Annotated in this window: 20 protein-coding genes; 8 read left to right on the top strand and 12 right to left on the bottom strand. The window is 68.8% G+C overall.

What is annotated here, in order from left to right; genetic code table 11:
- Window positions 1-107: 107 nt before the first annotated feature.
- From ACFOM9_RS11485 to ACFOM9_RS11475, 3 genes are all read right to left on the bottom strand, one after another.
- Window positions 108-644: a DUF2946 family protein gene (locus ACFOM9_RS11485; RefSeq protein ID WP_386710574.1), complete on the bottom strand. Its 537-nt coding sequence runs from the start codon at window positions 642-644 to the stop codon at window positions 108-110.
- Between the two features lie 228 nt (window positions 645-872).
- Complete coding sequence (locus ACFOM9_RS11480) at window positions 873-1259, bottom strand: calcium-dependent protein kinase 21 (protein ID WP_386710571.1); 387 nt, start codon at window positions 1257-1259, stop codon at window positions 873-875.
- An 81-nt stretch (window positions 1260-1340) separates the two neighbouring features.
- Complete coding sequence (locus ACFOM9_RS11475) at window positions 1341-2564, bottom strand: DesA family fatty acid desaturase (RefSeq protein WP_449284267.1); 1224 nt, start codon at window positions 2562-2564, stop codon at window positions 1341-1343.
- A 385-nt stretch (window positions 2565-2949) separates the two neighbouring features.
- Between ACFOM9_RS11475 and mutM the strand changes: the two genes are divergently transcribed.
- The 3 genes from mutM to ACFOM9_RS11460 all read left to right on the top strand — a co-directional run bounded on the left by mutM (window position 2950) and on the right by ACFOM9_RS11460 (window position 7726).
- Complete coding sequence (gene mutM / locus ACFOM9_RS11470; protein WP_386710568.1) at window positions 2950-3810, top strand: bifunctional DNA-formamidopyrimidine glycosylase/DNA-(apurinic or apyrimidinic site) lyase; 861 nt, start codon at window positions 2950-2952, stop codon at window positions 3808-3810.
- A 203-nt stretch (window positions 3811-4013) separates the two neighbouring features.
- Window positions 4014-4577, top strand: a complete 564-nt coding sequence (locus ACFOM9_RS11465; protein ID WP_386710565.1) for an ECF-type sigma factor — start codon at window positions 4014-4016, stop codon at window positions 4575-4577.
- Between the two features lie 293 nt (window positions 4578-4870).
- Entirely contained in the window at window positions 4871-7726 is a 2856-nt protein-coding gene (locus ACFOM9_RS11460) for a serine/threonine-protein kinase (RefSeq protein WP_386710562.1), read from the top strand.
- Window positions 7727-7928: 202 nt separating this feature from the next.
- On the opposite strand, the gene ACFOM9_RS11455 is transcribed toward ACFOM9_RS11460, so the two are convergent.
- Window positions 7929-8564 (bottom strand): thymidine kinase, encoded by a 636-nt coding sequence (locus tag ACFOM9_RS11455; protein WP_386710559.1) that lies wholly within the window; start codon window positions 8562-8564, stop codon window positions 7929-7931.
- On the opposite strand from ACFOM9_RS11455, the gene ACFOM9_RS11450 reads away from it, so the two are divergent.
- Both ACFOM9_RS11450 and ACFOM9_RS11445 read left to right on the top strand, forming a co-directional pair.
- Entirely contained in the window at window positions 8563-8925 is a 363-nt protein-coding gene (locus tag ACFOM9_RS11450; RefSeq protein ID WP_386710556.1) for a hypothetical protein, read from the top strand. The two genes, ACFOM9_RS11455 and ACFOM9_RS11450, sit on opposite strands and share 2 nt — an antisense overlap.
- Window positions 8916-9173, top strand: a complete 258-nt coding sequence (locus ACFOM9_RS11445; RefSeq protein WP_386710553.1) for a hypothetical protein — start codon at window positions 8916-8918, stop codon at window positions 9171-9173. Before ACFOM9_RS11450 ends, ACFOM9_RS11445 begins: the two co-directional genes overlap by 10 nt.
- Before the next feature lie 232 nt (window positions 9174-9405).
- On the opposite strand, the gene ACFOM9_RS11440 is transcribed toward ACFOM9_RS11445, so the two are convergent.
- Window positions 9406-10134 (bottom strand): sel1 repeat family protein, encoded by a 729-nt coding sequence (locus ACFOM9_RS11440; RefSeq protein WP_386710550.1) that lies wholly within the window; start codon window positions 10132-10134, stop codon window positions 9406-9408.
- A 211-nt stretch (window positions 10135-10345) separates the two neighbouring features.
- Here ACFOM9_RS11440 and ACFOM9_RS11435 point away from each other — a divergent pair, with 211 nt between their 5' ends.
- Complete coding sequence (locus ACFOM9_RS11435) at window positions 10346-12322, top strand: UvrD-helicase domain-containing protein (protein WP_386710547.1); 1977 nt, start codon at window positions 10346-10348, stop codon at window positions 12320-12322.
- 12 nt (window positions 12323-12334) lie between these two features.
- Here the strand turns inward: ACFOM9_RS11435 and ACFOM9_RS11430 are convergent, their stop codons facing one another.
- Window positions 12335-12994, bottom strand: coding sequence for a YceH family protein (locus ACFOM9_RS11430; RefSeq protein WP_386711041.1), 660 nt, complete (start codon window positions 12992-12994; stop codon window positions 12335-12337).
- A 133-nt stretch (window positions 12995-13127) separates the two neighbouring features.
- On the opposite strand from ACFOM9_RS11430, the gene ACFOM9_RS11425 reads away from it, so the two are divergent.
- Together ACFOM9_RS11425 and ACFOM9_RS11420 are read left to right on the top strand one after the other, a co-directional pair.
- Window positions 13128-14051, top strand: a complete 924-nt coding sequence (locus ACFOM9_RS11425; RefSeq protein ID WP_386710544.1) for a 5'-nucleotidase, lipoprotein e(P4) family — start codon at window positions 13128-13130, stop codon at window positions 14049-14051.
- Window positions 14052-14346: 295 nt separating this feature from the next.
- The gene (locus ACFOM9_RS11420) at window positions 14347-15771 is read left to right on the top strand and encodes a hypothetical protein (RefSeq protein ID WP_386710541.1); all 1425 of its coding nucleotides are present in this window, start codon (window positions 14347-14349) and stop codon (window positions 15769-15771) included.
- A 77-nt stretch (window positions 15772-15848) separates the two neighbouring features.
- Here ACFOM9_RS11420 and ACFOM9_RS11415 read toward each other — a convergent pair whose 3' ends face one another.
- From ACFOM9_RS11415 to ACFOM9_RS11390, 6 genes are all read right to left on the bottom strand, one after another.
- Window positions 15849-16757 (bottom strand): DUF6683 family protein, encoded by a 909-nt coding sequence (locus ACFOM9_RS11415; RefSeq protein WP_386710538.1) that lies wholly within the window; start codon window positions 16755-16757, stop codon window positions 15849-15851.
- A 35-nt stretch (window positions 16758-16792) separates the two neighbouring features.
- Window positions 16793-17266, bottom strand: a complete 474-nt coding sequence (locus ACFOM9_RS11410; protein ID WP_386710535.1) for a hypothetical protein — start codon at window positions 17264-17266, stop codon at window positions 16793-16795.
- A gap of 158 nt (window positions 17267-17424) precedes the next feature.
- Window positions 17425-17826: a hypothetical protein gene (locus ACFOM9_RS11405; protein ID WP_386710532.1), complete on the bottom strand. Its 402-nt coding sequence runs from the start codon at window positions 17824-17826 to the stop codon at window positions 17425-17427.
- Between the two features lie 127 nt (window positions 17827-17953).
- A complete protein-coding gene (locus ACFOM9_RS11400) occupies window positions 17954-18259 on the bottom strand; it encodes a hypothetical protein (RefSeq protein WP_386710529.1) in 306 nt (101 codons plus the stop codon).
- 3 nt (window positions 18260-18262) lie between these two features.
- Window positions 18263-18478 carry a hypothetical protein gene (locus ACFOM9_RS11395; protein WP_386710526.1) on the bottom strand — a complete coding sequence of 72 codons (216 nt, stop codon included), beginning with the start codon at window positions 18476-18478 and terminating at the stop codon, window positions 18263-18265.
- Window positions 18479-18631: 153 nt separating this feature from the next.
- On the bottom strand, window positions 18632-19345 hold the full coding sequence (locus tag ACFOM9_RS11390; protein ID WP_386710523.1) for a hypothetical protein: 714 nt from the start codon (window positions 19343-19345) through the stop codon (window positions 18632-18634).
- Window positions 19346-19353 lie beyond the last annotated feature (8 nt).

The following is a 19353-nucleotide window of genomic DNA, read 5'->3' as shown; positions in this document are numbered from 1 at the left end:
TACGAGTGGAGTGCCGTCGTGGTGAAGCAATTCGCCCAGTGGGATGCGGCGACCGGCGGATGCGCGGTCAAGCCTCGGCGGGACCGAAGGGCAGTGCCGCTTTCACCTCAGGCGCGCAGGCACCCGTCGATGCGGGGCGGGCCGCGCGAGCCGAGGCCGCAGGGGTGCAGGAAGGCACGCGACGCAGCGCGGAACCTCGTCGGCGGGCAACCGCGCGCGCCGGCCGGACGCGGCGCCAGCAGCCAGCCTCCGGCGACCAGGAGCGACAGCAGCAGCGGGCAATAGGTGCAATCGGGCGCACCATGATCATGCGGCGGTCGCGCCGGCGGCGCGCCATCGTCGACACCATGCGCGTGATGCGCGGTCCCATGATCGCGGCCGCCGTGCTGGCCGCCGCCTTGACCGACGCTGTGACTGTCATCGTGGCTGACGTGATCGAAGCTGTCATCCGTGACGTTGCGCGGCGTGACGCTGACGTATCGCAACCCCTGCGTCGTGCACAGCGCCACCAGCGACTGGTGCGCCGCATCCACGACCTGCGACAGCTGCGGCGCCAGGCGGCCGAGCGTCGGCACCGCCGCCAGCAGCAGTGCGGCGACCAGCGCGAGCCTGGCCATGGCGGCGTGGAAGGGGGGAGTGCGCATCTGGCGCGAATTCTAGACCAGCGTCCGGTGCATCCTCCTTGACGTGGCACAAGCCCGCTGCACTTCGCAGGCGCGCACGCTAGCGCGCCTGCGCGGTAGCGAACCGGAAAAACGAATTGACCCGATGCCGGCAATGCACGCGCGGGCGGACCCAAGAAAGCCTGGTGCCGTGCGAGGCCACCGGTCTCTTCCGCGCAGCCGCCAGCCTTCGCCGCGGGTTCAAGTGTGCTACTGCGGCGGCGCGGCCAGTTCGCGTGCGCTGAGGCTGCCGTCCCGGTTGACGTCCTGCTTGTTGAACGTCTCCGCGATGCGGGCGCGGTATCCATGGCGCGTCACTGGCTTGCCCTTGCCGCCGGGCAGCTCGCCGGGCGTCAGCGTGCCGTCGCGATCGCGATCCATCGCGTCGAAGGCATAGCTCATCCAGTCCTGGTATTCGGTCAGCGAAACGCGGCCATTGCCATCACCGTCCATTCGCGACAGGTAGTCGCCGGTCGCGTCGACCTGGGCGTGCGCGGCGAGCGGCACGAGCGAAGACAGAACGAAGGCGGCGAGGATCCTCACCAGCGCATTGTAGGCCGAGGCTGCCGTTGCAGGAGCGGCTCCTACAAGAGCCATCCTACGAATCCGCCAAGAAAACGGCGGGCCATCGGCCCGCCATCGAGGATCACATGAAGCGTGCCAGTCGCGTTGCGGGCCTTACGCCCGCGCCGGCTGCAGCGAATAGCCCTTCAGCCGCTCCGAGTATTCCTGCAGCGCGCGGATGCCGCTGGCTTCCGCTTCCTGGCACCAGGCCTGCAGGTTGCGCAGCGATTCGCCGGCATTGTGGGTCCGCGCCTCGAGCACCGCGGCCAGTCGCGCCCGGTGTTCGACCAGGGTGCGGATGCGCGGACGCTGCGCGACCCACTGCTGCAACTGCTGGCGGGCATCGGGCTTGAGCCAGCGGCCGTCGTCGACGATGCCCTTGCGCAGCTGGCGCGGCAGCAGCGAGCGCAGCTTCGCACCCGCGGCGCGGGCTTCCTCTCGCAGCGCGGGGGTCAGCACGTTGCGCTGGTAGTCGGTCATGGCCTGGAAGCGGTGCGCGAGCAGCGCCTTCATCGTGTCCGAATCGGGCACGTGGATGTTCGGCCGCACGTCGAGCGAAGGCGCCACGCGCAGCACCTTGGCCAGGCGCAGCTGCTGCAGGCCCTTGATCACGGCCCAGCCGATGTCGAACTCCCACTTGCGCAGGGCGAACTTCGCCGAGCTCGGGAACGCATGGTGGTTGTTGTGCAATTCCTCGCCGCCGATCCACACCGCCCAGGGCGTGAGGTTGGTCGCGGTGTCGGTGGTCTCGAAGTTGCGGTAGCCCCACCAGTGGCCGAGGCCGTTGACCACGCCGGCGGCCCAGAACGGGATCCACGCCATCTGGATCGCCCAAACCGCCACGCCCATGAAGCCGAACAGCGCGAAGCTGATGAACAGCAGCACGGTCGGCCCCATCGTCGCGTACGGCGTGTACAGCTGGCGCTCGATCCAGTCGTTGGGTGCGCCCTTGCCGTACTGCTCGATGTCGGCCCGCATGCCGCGCGCTTCGCGGTACAGCTCCACGCCACGCCAGAACACCGTCTTGATGCCCTTGTGCATCGGGCTGTGCGGATCTTCCTCGGTCTCGCACTTGGCGTGGTGCTTGCGATGGATCGCCACCCATTCGCGGGTGATCATCGACGTGGTGAGCCAGGTCCAGAAGCGGAAGAAATGCGCGATCGCCGGATGGAAGTCGACCCCGCGATGCGCCTGGCTGCGGTGCAGGTAGAGCGTGACCGCGAAGATGGTCAGCTGGGTGGCGACAATGAGATACAGCAGCATGCCGCCCCAGCTGAACTGGAGCAGGCCACCGGCGAGAAAGTCCAGCAGGGAAGCGTCGAGGATCGAAGCGGGCATCGTGTGCGAACTTGGAGTGTGTGTGCCCGGCAATGATGGGGGCAGCCGGAACACATTGCCATCCCTGCGCGCGGGTATGGCGGCCCCTGATTCATTCGCCATGCGCGTGCGCGCGCCTGTTCACGTTCATGACAAATTGGCGGGATGCGCCGCCGGTTGCGCAGCCCACGGAGATCCGGCGGAGGCCGTGATGGCGCGCACGGTTCGGCGGATGTCGGACGACTCAAACGCGGGGCGCCGCGGCGCCCCGACGCGCGACGCCTCGCAGGCAAGCCGCCCACGCGGTGGCGCCCGGGCGACCACGGCCCGGAGCACGACTTCCTTGCGGCGATCCCGCAAGCACCCGACCATGCAGGCCACGCCGGCGGCGAAGCCATCGCATCCCATGCCCGAACTGCCCGAAGTCGAAACCACGCGCCGCGGCCTGCTGCCCCACGTCGAAGGCCGTCGCGTGACCGCCGTCGTCCTGCGCCGCCCGGACCTGCGTTGGCCGGTCCCCACCGAGGTGCCGGACCTCCTGCCCGGCCAGCGCATCACCGCGGTGCGGCGGCGCGCCAAGTACCTGCTGTTCGACACCGCCGCGGGCAGCGCGCTGCTGCACCTGGGCATGTCCGGCAGCCTGCGCGTGCTGCCGGCCGATACGCCGGTGCGCACGCACGACCACGTCGACATCGCGCTCGAAGGCGACGCGGGCACCGCGCAACGCGTGCTCCGGTTCAACGACCCGCGCCGCTTCGGCTCCCTGCTGTGGCAGCCGCCGGGCGAGGTGCATCCGCTGCTGTGCGGACTGGGGCCGGAGCCGTTGCCCGATGCGGCGGATGGTCCGGGGGCGGAGGGCGCGCCGGTGTTCAGCGGCGACTACCTGTTCGCGCGCAGCCGCGGGCGCCGGGGGCCGGTGAAGAGCTTCCTGATGGACCAGCGCGTGGTGGTGGGCGTGGGCAACATCTACGCCGCCGAGGCGTTGTTCGCGGCCGGCATCTCGCCGCTGCGCGCCGCCGGCCGCGTCTCGCGCGAGCGCTATGGCCTGCTCGCCGACGTCGTGCAGCGCATCCTTGCCCACGCCATCGTCCGCGGCGGCACCACCCTGCGCGACTTCATTGCCCCGGACGGCGCGCCGGGCTATTTCGAACAGGAACTGTCGGCCTACGGTCGCGGCGGCGCGCCCTGCCCGGGCTGCGGCCGGCCGCTGAAGCAAGCCATGATCGGCCAGCGCGCCACGGTGTGGTGCGGCCACTGCCAGCGCTAGGCGGCCGGCCGCGCCAGTGCTTTCGTGGGAGCGGCTTCAGCCGCGAGCTCTTCCCATACCAGCCTGGCCTGGCAAGAAGCTCGCGGCTGAAGCTGTTCCCACCCGGGCGGTAACCCTGTCGCTCGCCCCCTGCGCGCCGATTGCCGGCGCGAGCGGCCAGCCGGGACGCGGGGTATAGTCGCGCCGCGCCTTTGGGGAAATCGATGACGCAAACCGCTGACATCACCGAATGGCTCGATGCCGCGCGCGAAGGGGATCGCGGCGCGCTCGACCGCGTGCTCGCGACCCTCTACCAGGAGCTGCACACGATGGCGCGGCGCCAGCTCGCCGGCCAGCATGGCCAGACCCTGGACGCCACCGCGCTGGTGCACGAGGCCTACCTGAAACTGATCGGCCGGCGCGAGGCCAAGTTCGACGATCGCGCGCACTTCTTCGCTTACGCCGCCTCCGCGATGCGCAGCGTGGTGGTCGACTACGCCCGCCAGCGGCTGGCACAGAAGCGCGGCGGCGACCTGCATCGGGTGACCGACCTGCCCGAGGACATCGAGGGCGGGCTGCGCCTGGACGAGGACATGCTCGGCCTGGACACCGCGCTGAACCAGCTGGCTGCGGTCGACGAGCGCCTGGCGCAGGTGGTCGAGCTGCGCTATTTCGCCGGACTGTCGGAGCTGGAGATCGCCGCCCTGCTCAAGCGCTCGGAACGCAGCATCCGCCGCGACTGGCAGAAGGCGCGGCTGTTCCTGCTGGCGTCGCTGAAGGATTCCTAGGCAAGGCGCGAACGGCTGGTCCACCGCCCTGTCGCCGGGAGAGCCGCGCAGTGCCGATCGGGTGATGCCGCTGGAGCCGTCCCCGGCGAACATTATCGACAACGCCCCGGCCCGCGCGGCGGGCACGCACGCAGGGTTCGATGTCGCAGCCGCCCGCCTTTCCGAACGTAGCGAGGAGCCCGTCGTTGCCGACGCCCAACCACAAGCGCATCCATCACCACGTCCACGGTGAACGGCGAGCAGGGCGCCAGCCTGCCTGGCGCCCTGCTCGCGGGCCACGGACCGACTGACCCATGGACGCCGAACGCTGGCAGCGACTCTCGCCGCTCCTCGATGCGCTGCTCGAACTCGACCCCGAGACCCGTGAGCGCAGCCTGGCATCGCTGCGTGCCGAAGATCCGCAGCTGGCCGACGACCTGGCCGGACTGCTGGCGTTGGAGGCCGAGGGCGACGACTTCCTCTCCGAACCGCTGATCGCCCCGCTGCCCGGCGCCCGGCCCGACGCGGTGATCGGCCCTTACAAGCTCGATCGCCTGCTGGGCGAAGGCGGGATGGGCCAGGTGTGGCTGGCCAGTCGCGCCGACGGGTTGTACCAGCGCCGGGTGGCGCTGAAGCTGCTGCGTCCCGGCCTGGCCGATCCCAACCTGCGGCTGCGCTTCACCCGCGAACGACAGATCCTCGCGCGACTGGGCCATCCGCACATCGCGCGGCTGCTCGACGCGGGCATCAGCGCCGACAACCAGCCCTACCTCGCGCTGGACTACGTCGACGGCGAACCGATCACCGACTGGTGCAAGGCCCGCGCGCTCGAGGTGCCGGCGTGCGTGCGCCTGTTCATGCAGGTGTGCGAAGCGGTCAGCCATGCCCACGCCAACCTGATCGTGCACCGTGACCTGAAGCCGTCCAACATCCTGGTCACTCCGCTCGACGAGGTGCGGCTGCTCGACTTCGGCATCGCCAAGCTGCTCGACACCGCCGAGCAGGCGCCGGACAACACGCGCACCGGCCTGCGCACCTTCACCCTCCACTACGCCGCGCCCGAACAGATCCGCGGCGAGCCGGTCACCACCATGACCGACGTGTATTCGCTGGGCGTGGTGCTGTACGAACTGCTCAGCGGCGCCAAGCCCTACCGCCTCAAGCGCCAGACCGACGCGGAATGGGAAGAGGCGATCCTCGGGGTGGATCCGCTCAAGCCCTCGTCGACCCTGCTGCGCGGCCCCGACGACACGCGAACCGGCAACCCGGGCGCGCTGCGCCGCCGCGCGCGCGAAGTGGCCGGCGACCTCGACAACATCGTGCTCAAGGCGCTGGCCAAGCGCGCCGAGCAGCGCTATCCGTCGGTCGAGGCGCTGGCGCTCGACCTGCAGCGCTACCTCGACGGGAAGCCGGTGCATGCGCGGCCGCAGAGCCTGGCCTATCGGCTGCGCAAGTACGCCGGCCGCCATCGCTGGGCGCTGGTCAGCGCGTCGCTGGTCGCGGTCACGCTGGCCGCGGCCCTGGGCATCGTGGTCTGGCAGTCGCGCCAGTTCGTCGACGAGGGCGCGCGCGCGCAGGCGCTCAAGGATTTCGTCGTCGGTCTGTTCGAGAACGCCGGCAGCACCCCCGAAGGCGTGCCGCTGGACGTACGCCAATTGCTCGACGCGGGCGTCGAGCGCGGCGACCGCGAGCTGGCGCGGCAGCCGGAGGCGCGCGCCGAGCTGTTCGGCGTCATCGCGCGCCTGCGCGTGGGACTGGGCGACTACGAAGAGGCCTCCCGGCTGCTCGACCGCCAGGCGATGATCCTCGACGCGCTCGACGAGGTGCCGCCCAGCCTGCGGCTGGAATCGGCGACCGACCTGGGCCACACGCGGCGCATGCTCGGCCGGTACGCGGAATGCATCGACGGCATGCGTCCGTGGCGGGCACTTGCGCGGCGCGAGGAACACCAGCTTCCGGCGCAGGCGTCGGAGTTCTACTCGCAGCTCGGCCGCTGCCAGCGCTACGCCGGCGGTTACGACGCCGCGCGCGTGATGTTCGAGCGTTCGCTGGCGCTGCGCCGCGATCCGCTGCGCAACGAAGCGGGCGTGGTCGAGAACCTGGCCGACCTGGCCCGCCTGCATGCGGCGACCGGCGACAACGCGCGCGCGCAGTCCGAACTACAGGATGCGCTGGCGCAGCTTTCGGCCAAGGTCGGCGACCGCCATCCGCTCGCGGTGGAGATCCTGCGCAGCCTGTGTGCGCTGCGCCGCGAGCAGGGCGACATCCGCGGCGCCGAGAACGAGTGCCGCAGGGCGCTCGCCCTGGCGCTCGAACTGCAGGGACCGCGACATCGCGCCACCATCGACGCCCGCCGCCAGCTCGCGGCGCTGCACGTCGACCAGGGCCGCTACAACGAAGCGGCCGCCGAGTTCGCCAGCAGCCAGGCGTGGCTGCTGGCCCGCCTCGGGATGGAACACGAGGAAGTGGCGCGCAACTACAACAGCCTGGCGATCGTCGACTGGGAGCGCGGCGACATCGAGGCCGCACTGCACAACCTCGACCGCGCCATCGCGATCAGCCGCAAGCCAGGGCACGCGCAGCTGCTCGCCGGCCAGCTGTTCAACCGCGCGATGATCCTGCACGCCGTCGGACGCGACGCCGAAGCCAGGCTGCAGCTGCACGAATCGCTGCGCCTGCGCCAGGGCCTGCCGGGCCACCACGCCGGGCTCGTCGGCGACACCCTGCGCCTGCTCGGCGAAACCAACGCCGCGCTCGGGGATGCGGCAACCGCCGAACAGCAGCTGCGGCAGGCGCGGTCGCTGACCCGCCAGGATTACGGCGCCTCGCATTCGCACGCCCTGCGCAGCGCGCTGTCGCTGGCTCGCCTGCAGGCGAGCAAGGGCAATCCGGCCGCGGCGGGAGAGCTGCAGCGGCTGGCCAGCCTGTCGGCCAAGGACATCGAGCGGCGACGCATCGCCTGGCTTGCGCGCGCCTACCTGGCCGAGCTCGGCTGCCATGGCCCGCAGCGCAGCGAGATCCTGCGGGAGCTCGCCGCGCTGCATCGATCGCTGCAGCAGGCGCAGCCCGAAGGCGGCGCGGTGGTGCGCGAGATCGACGGCATTCGCGATGGCTGCCTATCCGCCGCCCAGCCGGCCCCGCTATCGGCGAACGCCAGCACGCCGTTGTAGGAGCGGCTTCAGCCGCGAGCTTTGGACAATCCTGGTTGGCGATGAGTGATTGGCGATTGCTGACTGGACAAAGACCCGATCCCGGCCGCTTGCCTTTCGAAGCGCCAGTCACGAATGATCAACACCAGTCACGATCCATACCAAGGCACTCGCGGCCGAAGCCGCTCCCACGCCGGCGAATACAGAACAAGCGCCAACACCACTAGTCGCGCGGCGGTACCAGCGGCAGCCGCTCCTGCAGCGGTTCGATCCGTCCCTCGCCGCGCACGATCTTCTTGAACTCGGCCCGGCTGACCGAGATGTAGCGCTCGTTCCCTCCGATCTCGACCTGCGGGCCTTCCTGCACCGCGTAGCCCTGCTCGTCCACGCGCACGGTCATCGTCGCCTTCTTGCCGCTGTGGCAGATGGTCTTGATCTCGCTGATCTCGTCAGCCCAGGCCAGCAGGTACTGGCTGCCCTCGAACAGCTCGCCGCGGAAGTCCGTGCGCAGGCCGTAGCACAGCACCGGGATGCGCAGCCGGTCGACCACTTCGCTCAACTGCCACACCTGCGCCTTGCGCAGGAACTGCGCTTCGTCGACCAGCAGGCAATCGATGCGGCCGTGCGCGACGATGTCGGCATTGGCCCAGGCGAACAGGTCATCGCCCGCGTCGAAGCCCACCGCTTCGGCGCTCAGGCCGATCCTGGAGGCCACCGTGCCGGCACCAGCGCGGTGGTCGAGCCGCGGCGCCAGGATCGCCACCCGCATCCCGCGCTCGCGGTAGTTGTGCGCGCTCTGCAGCAGCGTGGTGGTCTTTCCGGCGTTCATCGCCGAGTAGTAGAAGTAGAGCTTGGCCATGGCGCGCATTTTATGCGCGAACCGTGCGCTGCATCCGGACCCCGGCGGGCGCAGGCTTCATGGTGCGGCAGCAGCGAAGAATCGGCAGGTTCGGGGAGAACCGCAGACCGGCTCGACGCGCATTCCGATCCCTGCCGGGCCAGCGGCCACGCTTCGCGACGACGCACCAACCGCCAACAGAACCGAGGAACATCTTCGGGCACGCCTGGAAAATCAACCCTGTTTTCCCGACCGCCTGCCGATGTCGCTGCGCACCCGCGCGCAGGGACGCGGCATCACGCGCCTTGCCGACACTTCGACGGCAAGGCGCACCGCAATACAGCCATCGCGCCATTCCCGAATCCTGCCGGCATGGCGATGAACACCGCGGGCCTCGCCGGCGCCAACCGTGTCGGCGTGGGCGTCGGCGGCCAGAACGGCGAGTCGGCGCTCGCCGTCGTCTGGCAGCGCGCAATCCGGTCCCGAAACCGCGCGCAATGCGCCATCCTGCCGCCCAGATCAAGGATCTGGATCTGTCGGGAAGCCTTTGGCCTGCTTCTTGGCTGTGCCGACCGGGACTACGTCGCCCACATAGAACGTTGCAGCGCCCAGGGCGGCCGCTGCCAGTAGTGGTTCACCGCCCGGTTTCACGACGCGTAGTCGTCGTCCGCCTTCATCATGTTTCTCTCGACTGGCCGCCGGCCAGTCCAGGGCACCAGCTGCGCCGTTCGCTGGAACGCTACGGCGCCGAACAAATCGTTGCAATGCCCGACAGGTGCATGGCTTCGATCCCGCAGGGCCCATCCGTGGACACGCGCGGCTGCGCGGCACTCACCATTGCAATCCCTCGCCCGGCGGGGGTTCATCGTTTCGGCGACGTGCCGCGCGCACGCGCGCTGACATCCTCCACCGGGCCAACGTCGACCCGCTTGTACAGCGGCGCCTTCCACAACCGATCCTGGAGCTGTCGGTATTTCGCGGGCTTCCAGTACATGTCCGCGTAAAAGGCCTGCGGCGAGATGCCGCGCGGAGGCGTCGTGTCATAGCTGGTAATGACCATCAGCTGCTCGGGATGCTCCAGCATGCTGCCGGTCGCCTTGCCGAGTTCACGACGCATGACCCGTTCCAGTCGCGGCACCGCAACCGCATCGCCGTAGGACTCGAGAATCGCCAGGCCGCGTACCTGCGCCTGTTGTCGCTGTGCGAGGGAGAGGCCCTGCCAGTACACCTCGCTCCAGGCGCGGAAGTCGTGGTAGCCGCGCTGCGCGGCCAGGAACATCCAGACATAGCCCAGGACCGGATCGCGTTCGACGCCCAGGCCTTTCCAGTAGATCTCGCCGAGCATCGCCTGCGAAGGCTTGTCGCCATAGCGCGCCGCCCGCAGGAAAGCGGTACGGGCGGTCCCGTAATGCTGTCGGCCGATGGCATCCATCCCGCGCTTGCGGGCGTCCAGGTCCGGATGCCCGGCGAGGAAGCCGCTGGTCATCAACGAGCGGTCCACCTCGGGCGGGAAATACGCTTCGGGATCCTGCGCGTACAGGGACGGCGGGACAACGAGTCCTGCCAGCAGCGCCAGCAGCACCAGCGCCACCGGCCAGCGGCCGCTCCATGCCTTCGACATCGCGCCCTCCCATTGATGGCGGCCCGACGCGGCCGCCGCGCGAGCCGATCATATCGGCTCTGCCGCTGGGGTGCGACGTCGGCCCGTCGCGCGCTCGTTCGCCCTGCGCTGCATGACAGGCGAGTGCCCACGGACCGGAAGAAGCGACCCTGTAAACTGCCGCCCCCCGATGGAATGCCCGATGCACGGCCTCAATCCCCAACAATCCGCCGCGGTCCTGCAGGTCGAAGGCCCGCTGCTGGTGCTCGCCGGGGCGGGCAGCGGCAAGACGCGGGTGATCGTCGAGAAGATCGCGCACCTGATCGCCATCGGGCGCCATCCGGCCAAGCGCATCGCGGCGATCACGTTCACCAACAAGTCGGCGAAGGAAATGCGCGAGCGCGTCGCCAAGCGCATCCGCGGCGACGGCGCGGAGGGGCTAACCATCTGCACCTTCCACGCGCTGGGGCTGAAGCTGCTGCAGATCGAACATGCGAAGGCGGGACTGCGGCGCGGCTTCTCAATCTTCGACGCGGACGACACCGCGTCGCAGCTCAAGGACCTGCTGCCCGGCGCCAAGCCAGATGCGGTGCTGGCCGCGCACGGGCTGATCTCGCGGGCGAAGAACGCCGGGCTGTCGCCGCAGCAGGCGTTGGACGTCGCGCAGTCGACGCGCGAGCGCGAGGCCGCGACGCTGTACGCGAAATACCAGGCGCGGCTGTCGGCGTTCAATGCGGTCGACTTCGACGACCTGATCCGGCTGCCGGTGGAGCTGCTGGAGAACGACGCCGAGGTCGCGCTGGGCTGGCGCGAGCGCATCGGCTACCTGCTGGTCGACGAGTGCCAGGACACCAACGACGCGCAGTACCGGATGCTCAAGGCACTGGCCGGCGACAAGGGCCACTTCACCTGCGTCGGCGACGATGACCAGAGCATCTACGCCTGGCGCGGCGCCAACCCCGAGAACCTGTCGCAGCTGGCGCAGGACTACCCGGCGCTGAAGGTGGTCAAGCTCGAACAGAACTACCGCTGCAGCAACCGCGTGCTGCGCGCCGCCAACGCGCTGATCGCCAACAACCCACACGAACACCCCAAGACGCTGTGGAGCGCGCAGTCCGACGGCGAACGCATCCGCGTCTGGGAATGCCGCGACAGCGCGCACGAGGCCGAGCGGGTCGCCGGCGAGGTGCATTTCATCAACCAGGCGCGCGCCGCGCCGTGGAGCGACTTCTGCATCCTGTTCCGCGGCAACCACCAGTCGCGCGCGCTGGAAAAGGCGCTGCAGCTGCTGCGGGTGCCGTACCACCTCAGCGGCGGAACCGCGTTCCTCGAACGCGCCGAGGTCAAGGACGCATTGTCGTGGCTGCGACTGGTGGCCAACCCGGAGGACGACGCGGCATTCCTGCGCGCGGTGCAGTCGCCGGTGCGCGGCGTCGGCGCAACGTCGCTGGCGAAGCTCGCCGAACTCGCGCAGCACGCCGGCCTGCCGCTCTCGCGCGCGGCCGAATCGATCACGCTGCTCAAGCAGCTGCCGCCGCGCGCGGCCAATGCGCTGAGCGGCTTCGCCGACATCGTCCGCGGCCTGCGCGCCGACGCCGGGCGACTCCCGCCGGCGGAGCTGGTGCGCAAGCTCAGCGAGCGCTCCGGCCTGCTCGCGGCGCTGCGCTCGCAGTGCAAGACCGAGCAGCTGTTCGCGATCCGTCGCGGCAACCTTGACGAGCTGGCCGACTGGTTCGAAGGCGCGAAGGGCACGAGCGCGGCCGAACTCGCGGCCTCGCTCGCCCTGCTCACCCGCGCCGACAAGGATGACGCCGGCAACCAGGTCCGGCTGATGAGCCTGCACGCCGCGAAGGGGCTCGAGTTCCGCTACGTGTTCATCGTCGGGGTAGAGGACGGCACCCTGCCGCACGAGGCCAGCCTCGATGAAGGCCGGCTCGATGAAGAGCGCCGCCTGCTCTACGTCGGCATCACCCGCGCCAAGGAGCAGCTGTGGCTGTCGCATTCGCGCGAGGCGCAGCGCTGGGGCTCCAAGTTGCGGCTGGCGCCCAGCCGCTTCCTCGACGAACTGCCCGCGATGGAACTGCAGCGCGACGGCGCCGACCCGGTGGCCGACGCCGCACGCAAGAAGGAGCGCGCCGACGTCGGCTTCGCTGCCATCAAGGCGATGCTGGAAGGCTGATCGCCTGCGCGCCTAGCGCGCGCGTTCAAGTAGCACCACCGCCTCCCGCAGCGCTGCGACTTCGTCCTCGAGGGCGCGCACGCGCGCTTCGAGTTCCGCAGGGACCGGATCGGTCGCTTCGCGCGCCGTCGGCCTTGCCGCCGCGATCACGGCAACATCCACCGGTCCGCACAACAAGTGGACATAGCGATCCTCGCGCTGGCCGGGCCCGCGTGTCACCTGCAGGACCAGCGCGGGCCGGCGTTGCGACAGGCGCTCGAGGTGATGGCGCAGGTCCTCGGCGTCGGCGAACTTCGCGATGCGTTCGCTGCGCGCGAGCAGTTCGTGCGCGGTCTGCGCGCCGCGCAACAGGAGCAACCCGAGCAGCGCGACCTGCGCTTGCGGCAGGCTCAGGCATTGCCCGACGCGGTGCTCGTAGCGTTCCGCACGCGACGAAAACGTCTGCTTGGCCAGCCCCAGGCTTTCAAGCTTGCGCAACGCGTGCTGGATATTGCCAGGGTCAATGGCCATCACCGGCTCGCGCGCAGTCTTCTGGTTGGCCGCGAGCTGCACCATGTTGACGGTGAGCGGATAGGCGTCGGGCGTGGTCGCCTCTTTTTCGATCAGGCAGCCGAGCGCGCGCGCCTCCACCGCGTCCAGCAGGGGAAGCGCGGTCGTGTTGTCATTGTCCATCGACGTATCCGTTCCAGTGCGACCTGCAGGGTAACGAAAGCCCGGGCACGTTCCACGCACGTCTTCGCCGGTCACCGGACTCGGCTAGACTCGGCGCCTCTTCGTCCTGGCCAGGATCGCCATGCGCCCTTCGATGCCCCTCATTGCCCTGCTCACCGCCACGCTGTCGCTGGCGGCCTGCAAGCCCGCCGCGTACACGAGGCCGCAGGGCGACGCTGCACGACCCGTCCCGGCATCGGCGGCCCGCCCACCTGCCGGTGAGAACGCCGCCACGGCGGCCCACGACAACCTCAATGCGGTGCTCTGGGTCCAGGCGTCGGCCGAATACCGGGCTTCGACGGAAACGATCTACCGCGCCGCGGCCGACAAGCTCGACCTGGCGCTGAAAGAGAAGAACTGGGACGCGCTGGTGCCCACCGAACGCGACAACGCCGGCAAGACCGCGGGCTTGAAGCCGGCGGTGGTGATGGACGTCGATGAAACCGTGCTCGACAACTCGCCCTACCAGGCGCGGCTTGTCCGCGACAATGCCGAGTACAGCGATCCCAGCTGGGACCTCTGGGTGGCCGAGAAGAAGGCGAAGGCTGTGCCGGGCGTGGTCGAGTTCGCCAAGGCGGCGGCGGCCAAGGGCATCACCATCCTGTACCTGTCCAACCGCGCCGTGCACCTGAAGGACGCGACCATCGCCAACCTCGAGGCGGTGGGAATGCCGGTGGCCAGCGACGACGTCTTCCTCGGCCTGGGCACCGTCGTGCCCGGCTGCGATCAGAACGGCAGCGAGAAAAACTGCCGCCGCCGACTGGCCGGGCGCGAATACCGCGTGTTGATGCAGTTCGGCGACCAGCTCGGCGACTTCGTCGAGGTCGTGGCCAACACCCCGCAGGGCCGCAGCGGACTGCTCGACGAATATGGCGACTGGTTCGGCGAACGCTGGTGGATGCTGCCCAACCCGACCTACGGCGGCTGGGAGCCCGCGCTGTTCAACAACGACTGGGCCCTGCCCAAACCGGAGCGGCGCAAGGTCAAGCGCCAAGCCCTGGATTTGGCTGGGCAATAAAATCAATGACTTGATTAGTTTTATTTCAGGTGTTGCATCAAGTTGCCGACGGCGGTAGCCTGTCCGTATCCGGCGTTCCCGCCGGAGCCATGCGACAACCGAAAGTCCTCCGGCCCAGCCGGATATTTCCAGGGGAAGGCCCAGTGCCTTCCCCTTTTTTATGCCGGTTCCGTGCGGGCCGGCACGCGCGGCGCATGACGGCGGTCTAGGACCTAGGGTTTGCCATAGGTGATTGGTGTTCAGCCATTCCCATAGGCTGCAATCGGGCGCCTGCGCCCGATCCCGGAGGCTTGCGATGACGATCGGACCAACCAGCGGCCACAGGGAGTTCGTGCACGCCAACCTGCCCAGCCACGCAGGCAAGGGGGAACCGGCAGGACCGGGCGGGCTACGCGGCGAGCACGGTGAACACGCCGACAACGGCAAGGTGCCGGGCACCGGAAACGGCAACGGACACGACCACGACGGCGTGCCGCAGGGCGACGGTCCACGCACCGGCGGCAACAATCCGGCCTCGGAAGCCAACCGCGGCAACGAAGGGCCGCACGGCAACCAAGGCAACCAGGGCAACCAGGGCAACCAGGGCAACCAAGGGATCTACGGCGGTCCTCACGGTTCCGGCTCGATGACCACCGGTGGCGGCAACCTGCCCGGCCTGCTGCACATCGCGCCCGACATCGCCCGCCAGCTTGGCAACACCCTGTTTTCCATCGCCAACGGCGCGCCGGGCATGCTGCGCGATGCAGACGGGCGTGGACCGCCGGCGCATGCCAATGCCAATGCGAATCCGGCCTCCAGCGGCCCCGCCACGTCGAACGCCCAGGCCGCCCATGCGAACGCCGGGCCCTCGGCGCATGCGCGCGCCGACGGCGTCCCCATGCCCTCCGGCACGAATGCCCCGCTCGCCGCTGGGCGCGCGCAGGGCGCCTTCGGGGCGCAAGCCGGCACTGCCACGCCCGCGACTGCGACAACTGCAGCCAACACGAGCGTGGGCAACACAAGCGCTAGCAGCACAAACGCAGCCGGCACGGCCGCGGCGACGTTGTCGCAAACAGCCCCTCCGGCAGTGCAGCAGCGCGCAGCCATGGATCCTGCACAGCTCGTGGCGAACCGGCCTGCCGACGCCGCCTTGGCCGCCGGGCGCACCGCGAATGCCGCACCGGCGACTGCGCCGCCTCCCGCGACCGTGGCGCCACCCGCCCTGCCGGCCGCACCCGCATTGCCTTCCGGCACCACCGCGGCGCTGGCCGCTGCAGGATTGACCATGGCCACCTCGCCGGTCAGCCAGCTGGCGGACGCGCGCGGCATCATCCTGCCCGCTAACGATGCGGTCGCCGCGCTGCGCGGCGAGAACATGCTCAATCCCGCGGGCCACACGCTCGATGGCGCGCAGCGACGCAACCTGCGCAGCCGGCTGCAGGCGATGCCGAGGGGCGGCTTGGCCCGCCTGCTCTGGGCGATGGGTGCGATCGGACACGCTGGCGATGGCCAAGCCGGATCGGAACGCGACATCCAGCGCGCCATGCAGTGGCTGTTCTGGATGCTGGCGATCATCGCCTACGGCTGCGTGGCTGCTGCGATCGTCATCTTCGTCGGCAGCGACGGGCGGGTGATGGATTCGCTGGCCGATCGCAATTCGACCGCATGGCTGGCGATGTGCGGCCTGGCGACCGCCGTGGCCGCTTGGGCCGTGGCCCGCAGGGTGGGCCGCCGGCGCTAGGAGCCTCTGCGCGAAGCGAAGCGTAGTGATGCCATCGCCATCTCCAGCCAAAGGGCCGGTGGCGCCGGCATTGCACGCTAGCGCAGCACGAATCCGTTGCTGCCCACGTCGAGCCTGCGCAAGTCGACGCCTTGCCGCAGGACGCCCTTGTACACGCCCTCGCGGAACACCTTGGCGGCCGAAGCCTGTCCCTGCTTGTCGAGAACCTGTTGATTGAGGATGGCCAACATCACCAACAACGTATAAGTCTCGGCCGCCTCCTGCTTCTGTTCCTGCGACAACGCGCCCAGGTTGGTGTCGCGGACAAGCGCCGGAGCGAGCGCGGCGCGCACCGCCCTGGCCTGCTGGTCGCTCATGTAGCGACCATTGCCAACCTCCCACATGCCGATGTAGTAGGCGGACACGACATCGGCCAGGTTGTGCTTGTCGAAGCCGAACTTGTCCAACACCGCGTCGAAGTCGCGCTTCAGGCTGCCGGACTCCAGGAATGCACGAATCTGGTCGCGTTCCAAGCCATCGCTCTGGTCGAGCAGCGCCACGAAACGCTGCACTACGCGGTCGCGTACACGTGACGACGACTGGAAACGGGCTGGCGAAACGTCGCTCGCCGGCGGCGGCCCCTTCGACCGCGCCACGCGCATGACGCTGGCGGCTGCCTGCGCGAACAGTCCTTCGGTAGCGGGATCGGCAGGCTGGGCATCATTCGATGGACGCGTGCGTGGTGCATCGGCGCGAGACCGCGTCACGTCCCTTTTTTGGGCGGCCTTGTTGCTGGCGTTGGCCATGCGCATGCGATCACGCAAGGCCTCCTGCTGGCCCATGTTCTGACGCATGCCCTGCGCGACGTCCAACCAGCCGCTCCCGTAATCCTGCGCGCCAACGGGTTGCGCGCACAATCCTGCAAGGGCCACGGCGCAGACCAGCGGAAATGAGGACGGGAATCGGGACATGGGCATGCTCCAAAAGGGAAACGCCGGGATCTGCATCCCGGCGTTCCTGTGTGGCGGGCTTGCTGCGCGGATTACTGCTTGCGCGCTACGCTCGCCAGGCCTTCACCGATCGCCTTGATCGAGGTGGCGGCCATCTGGCTGTCCATGCCGAACATCTGCGATTGCACCTGGAAGTCGGTCTGCGCCTTCATGTATTCCTTGGCGCCTTCCTTGTTCTTCTCCGGCTCCGTGGAAGCCTCGAAGTTCTTCTCCATGCGGTCGCGGGCATCCATCAGCTTCATGACGCGCTCGCCCAGCTGCTTGCCCAACACGCCCGCGATGGCTTCGAACCAGCTGGCAGCGCCAGCACTGCCGCCCTTGGCCTTCTTCTTGGCGTCGCCGGTGTTGTCGCCGTTCTCGACCATCTGGTCGTTGAGGAATTTGGCGAACGCGTCGGACGCGGCCTTGAATGCGGTCTTGAACCCGAGGTCGAAGCTCGAAGTGGAGGCCTTGCCGGCGCCATTGATGCTGACGTTGACGATGGAGCTGATGGCATTCTGGAACATGATGTTCTCCTGTCTGATTTGGATTGGCCGGCCATTGCCTGGTAGCCGCTTCGGGTCTCGCAGGGTGCCGATCCAACCGCACTCCTGATTCCGTGGTGTCTTTTTACGTCCAGCGCATCTTCGCTCCAAGCTAGGTCGTAACCTAGCTGGGGCTGACCCTATGCACCGGGAAGCTTCGCAGCCACCTCTTCCGGCGCCCGTTCCAGGGCCTGGCGAAAATCCTCCGCTTCCGCCGCCAGCCAGCGGCGCGCCTCGTCTTCGCCGCTGGTCTCGACCCGGCGCTCGAATTCGGCTGTCATCTGGGTCAACCGGTCGTAGGTCTGCCGCTGGATGCGCTCGTATTCGCTGTCCAAGGTCGCGTGTTCATCGGCGCTGATGGCATCTTCGGCGCGCAGGCGGTCAATCTCTTCCTTGAACTGGCGTCGCTGTTCGTCGCCGTCGAAATAGATCCTGCCATTGCCATCCTCGATGCGGGGAGGCTTGGCGATCGCGCTGGTTGCGGCGGCCTGGAGGGATTGCACATCGAGCGGAACGGGGCGCTTGCCCTTGTTGTGATTCATGTTCATCCGATGTTTTGAAAGGAGTACCGCCGTTTTTACCAGCTGCAGGCGCTACTCGCGTTAACGACCGGTGATCCAGCGGGGTGTGGGCCAAGGGACAACGCGGGCCTTCGCGTTGCCGGGGTGGTCAGGCTGTGGCATCCCTGTTGACTGCGAGGGATCCAAGCACGCGCTGCCTCTGCTCGCGATGCTCTTCCCCGAGCGCTCGCGCCGTTGTCGCCAACCACTGGTCGGCTTCCAGCTGCCCATCCTCGGCCACGCGTCTCTCATACTCCGGCACGATGCCGGCGAGTGCTTCGTCCATGGCGCGCTTGTGCTCATCGAGGTAGCGGATGAGCATGTTCTGCTCATCCGCATCGATCGCGCCTGCCTGTTGCAGCTGCTCGAGACCGTCCATCCAGTCCTGCACGGCGGACTGCCGGGGGTCATTCATCGATCAGCCTCCGAGGCCCGCGCTGTAGTTGGCGTTGAAGATGTTCTGTGCCGCGCTGGACAGGCCCGAGGAGTCGAGCGAATCGCCGGCCTGGTTGGTGATCATCTGGCCGACCATGTCGCCGATCATGCTGCCGATCATGCTGCCGACCGGACCGCCGATCATGCCGCCGATGACTTGTCCCGCGAGCTTGCAGATTCCGCCTAGGTCAAAAGACATTTGATTTCTCCCTGCTCATCAGTCTGGAATGGACGCCTGCTGACCCTGCTTCAAGAACGGGACGGGGGCGCAATTCCACTTTCCACCGCCGCCGATTCACCGCCAAGCTAGGACAGGCCCGATCTGGGGTTCACCCTAGGAGGGCGCATGGGGTCAGCCATGGAAATGCGGATCGATGCTGAGCGTGCCGAGGTTGCGCTCGGCGAAGCGGCGGGCCAGCTCGGGCGCGGCTTCGCGGATTGCGTCGAAGCTGCTGCGCGAACGCACATCGGCGCGCAGCATCCAGCCCTCCGGGGTGCGGCTGAGCAGCAGGTCGGTACCCGGCAGGGTGGCGTCGGCCATGCGCAGCAGGACGCGACCGTCGCCGTCGCCGGCCGCGCCGCGATCGGCGGCCATCTGCTTGAGGTGGCGCTCGACCATGTCGGCAAAGGCGTTCGGGTTCAGCGGCGTCGGCGCCGTGGCCTGCGGCAGGCCGTCGCGCATCGCCATCTGCGCCTGGTAGAGCGCCGCCGGGTCGAGCGTCTGCTGCTGCAACGAAGTGCCGCCCGTGTCGTCGCGCTGGCGCCGCAGCGCGTCGTCCTCGTAGTGCTCGCCCGCCTCCTGCCGGCCGGCGATGGCGCCTTCGTCCTGCTGCCATTTCGGTGTTTCCTGCCCTTCGCGCCGTCCGGCCTGCTGCAGCGGCTGGCTGTCGTCGCCCGGCTGTCCCTGCAGGCGCGGCTCGCGCGATTCACGCTTGCCCTGCAAGAGCCGCTGGAAGTCGTCGACCTTCTCACGCGGCGCCGGTTCCCGGGGGCGGGTGTCGGACTTGTCGCGACTGATGTCCTGGGTCGTCGTCTGGGTGGAAGACGGGCTGCGGTCGATACTCATGGTCGTCC

Source organism: Luteimonas notoginsengisoli (assembly GCF_042648885.1).
Lineage (GTDB): Bacteria > Pseudomonadota > Gammaproteobacteria > Xanthomonadales > Xanthomonadaceae > Luteimonas > Luteimonas notoginsengisoli.
Note: the sequence above shows the minus strand (reverse complement) of the source record. Positions and strands in the feature narration are given on the sequence as shown.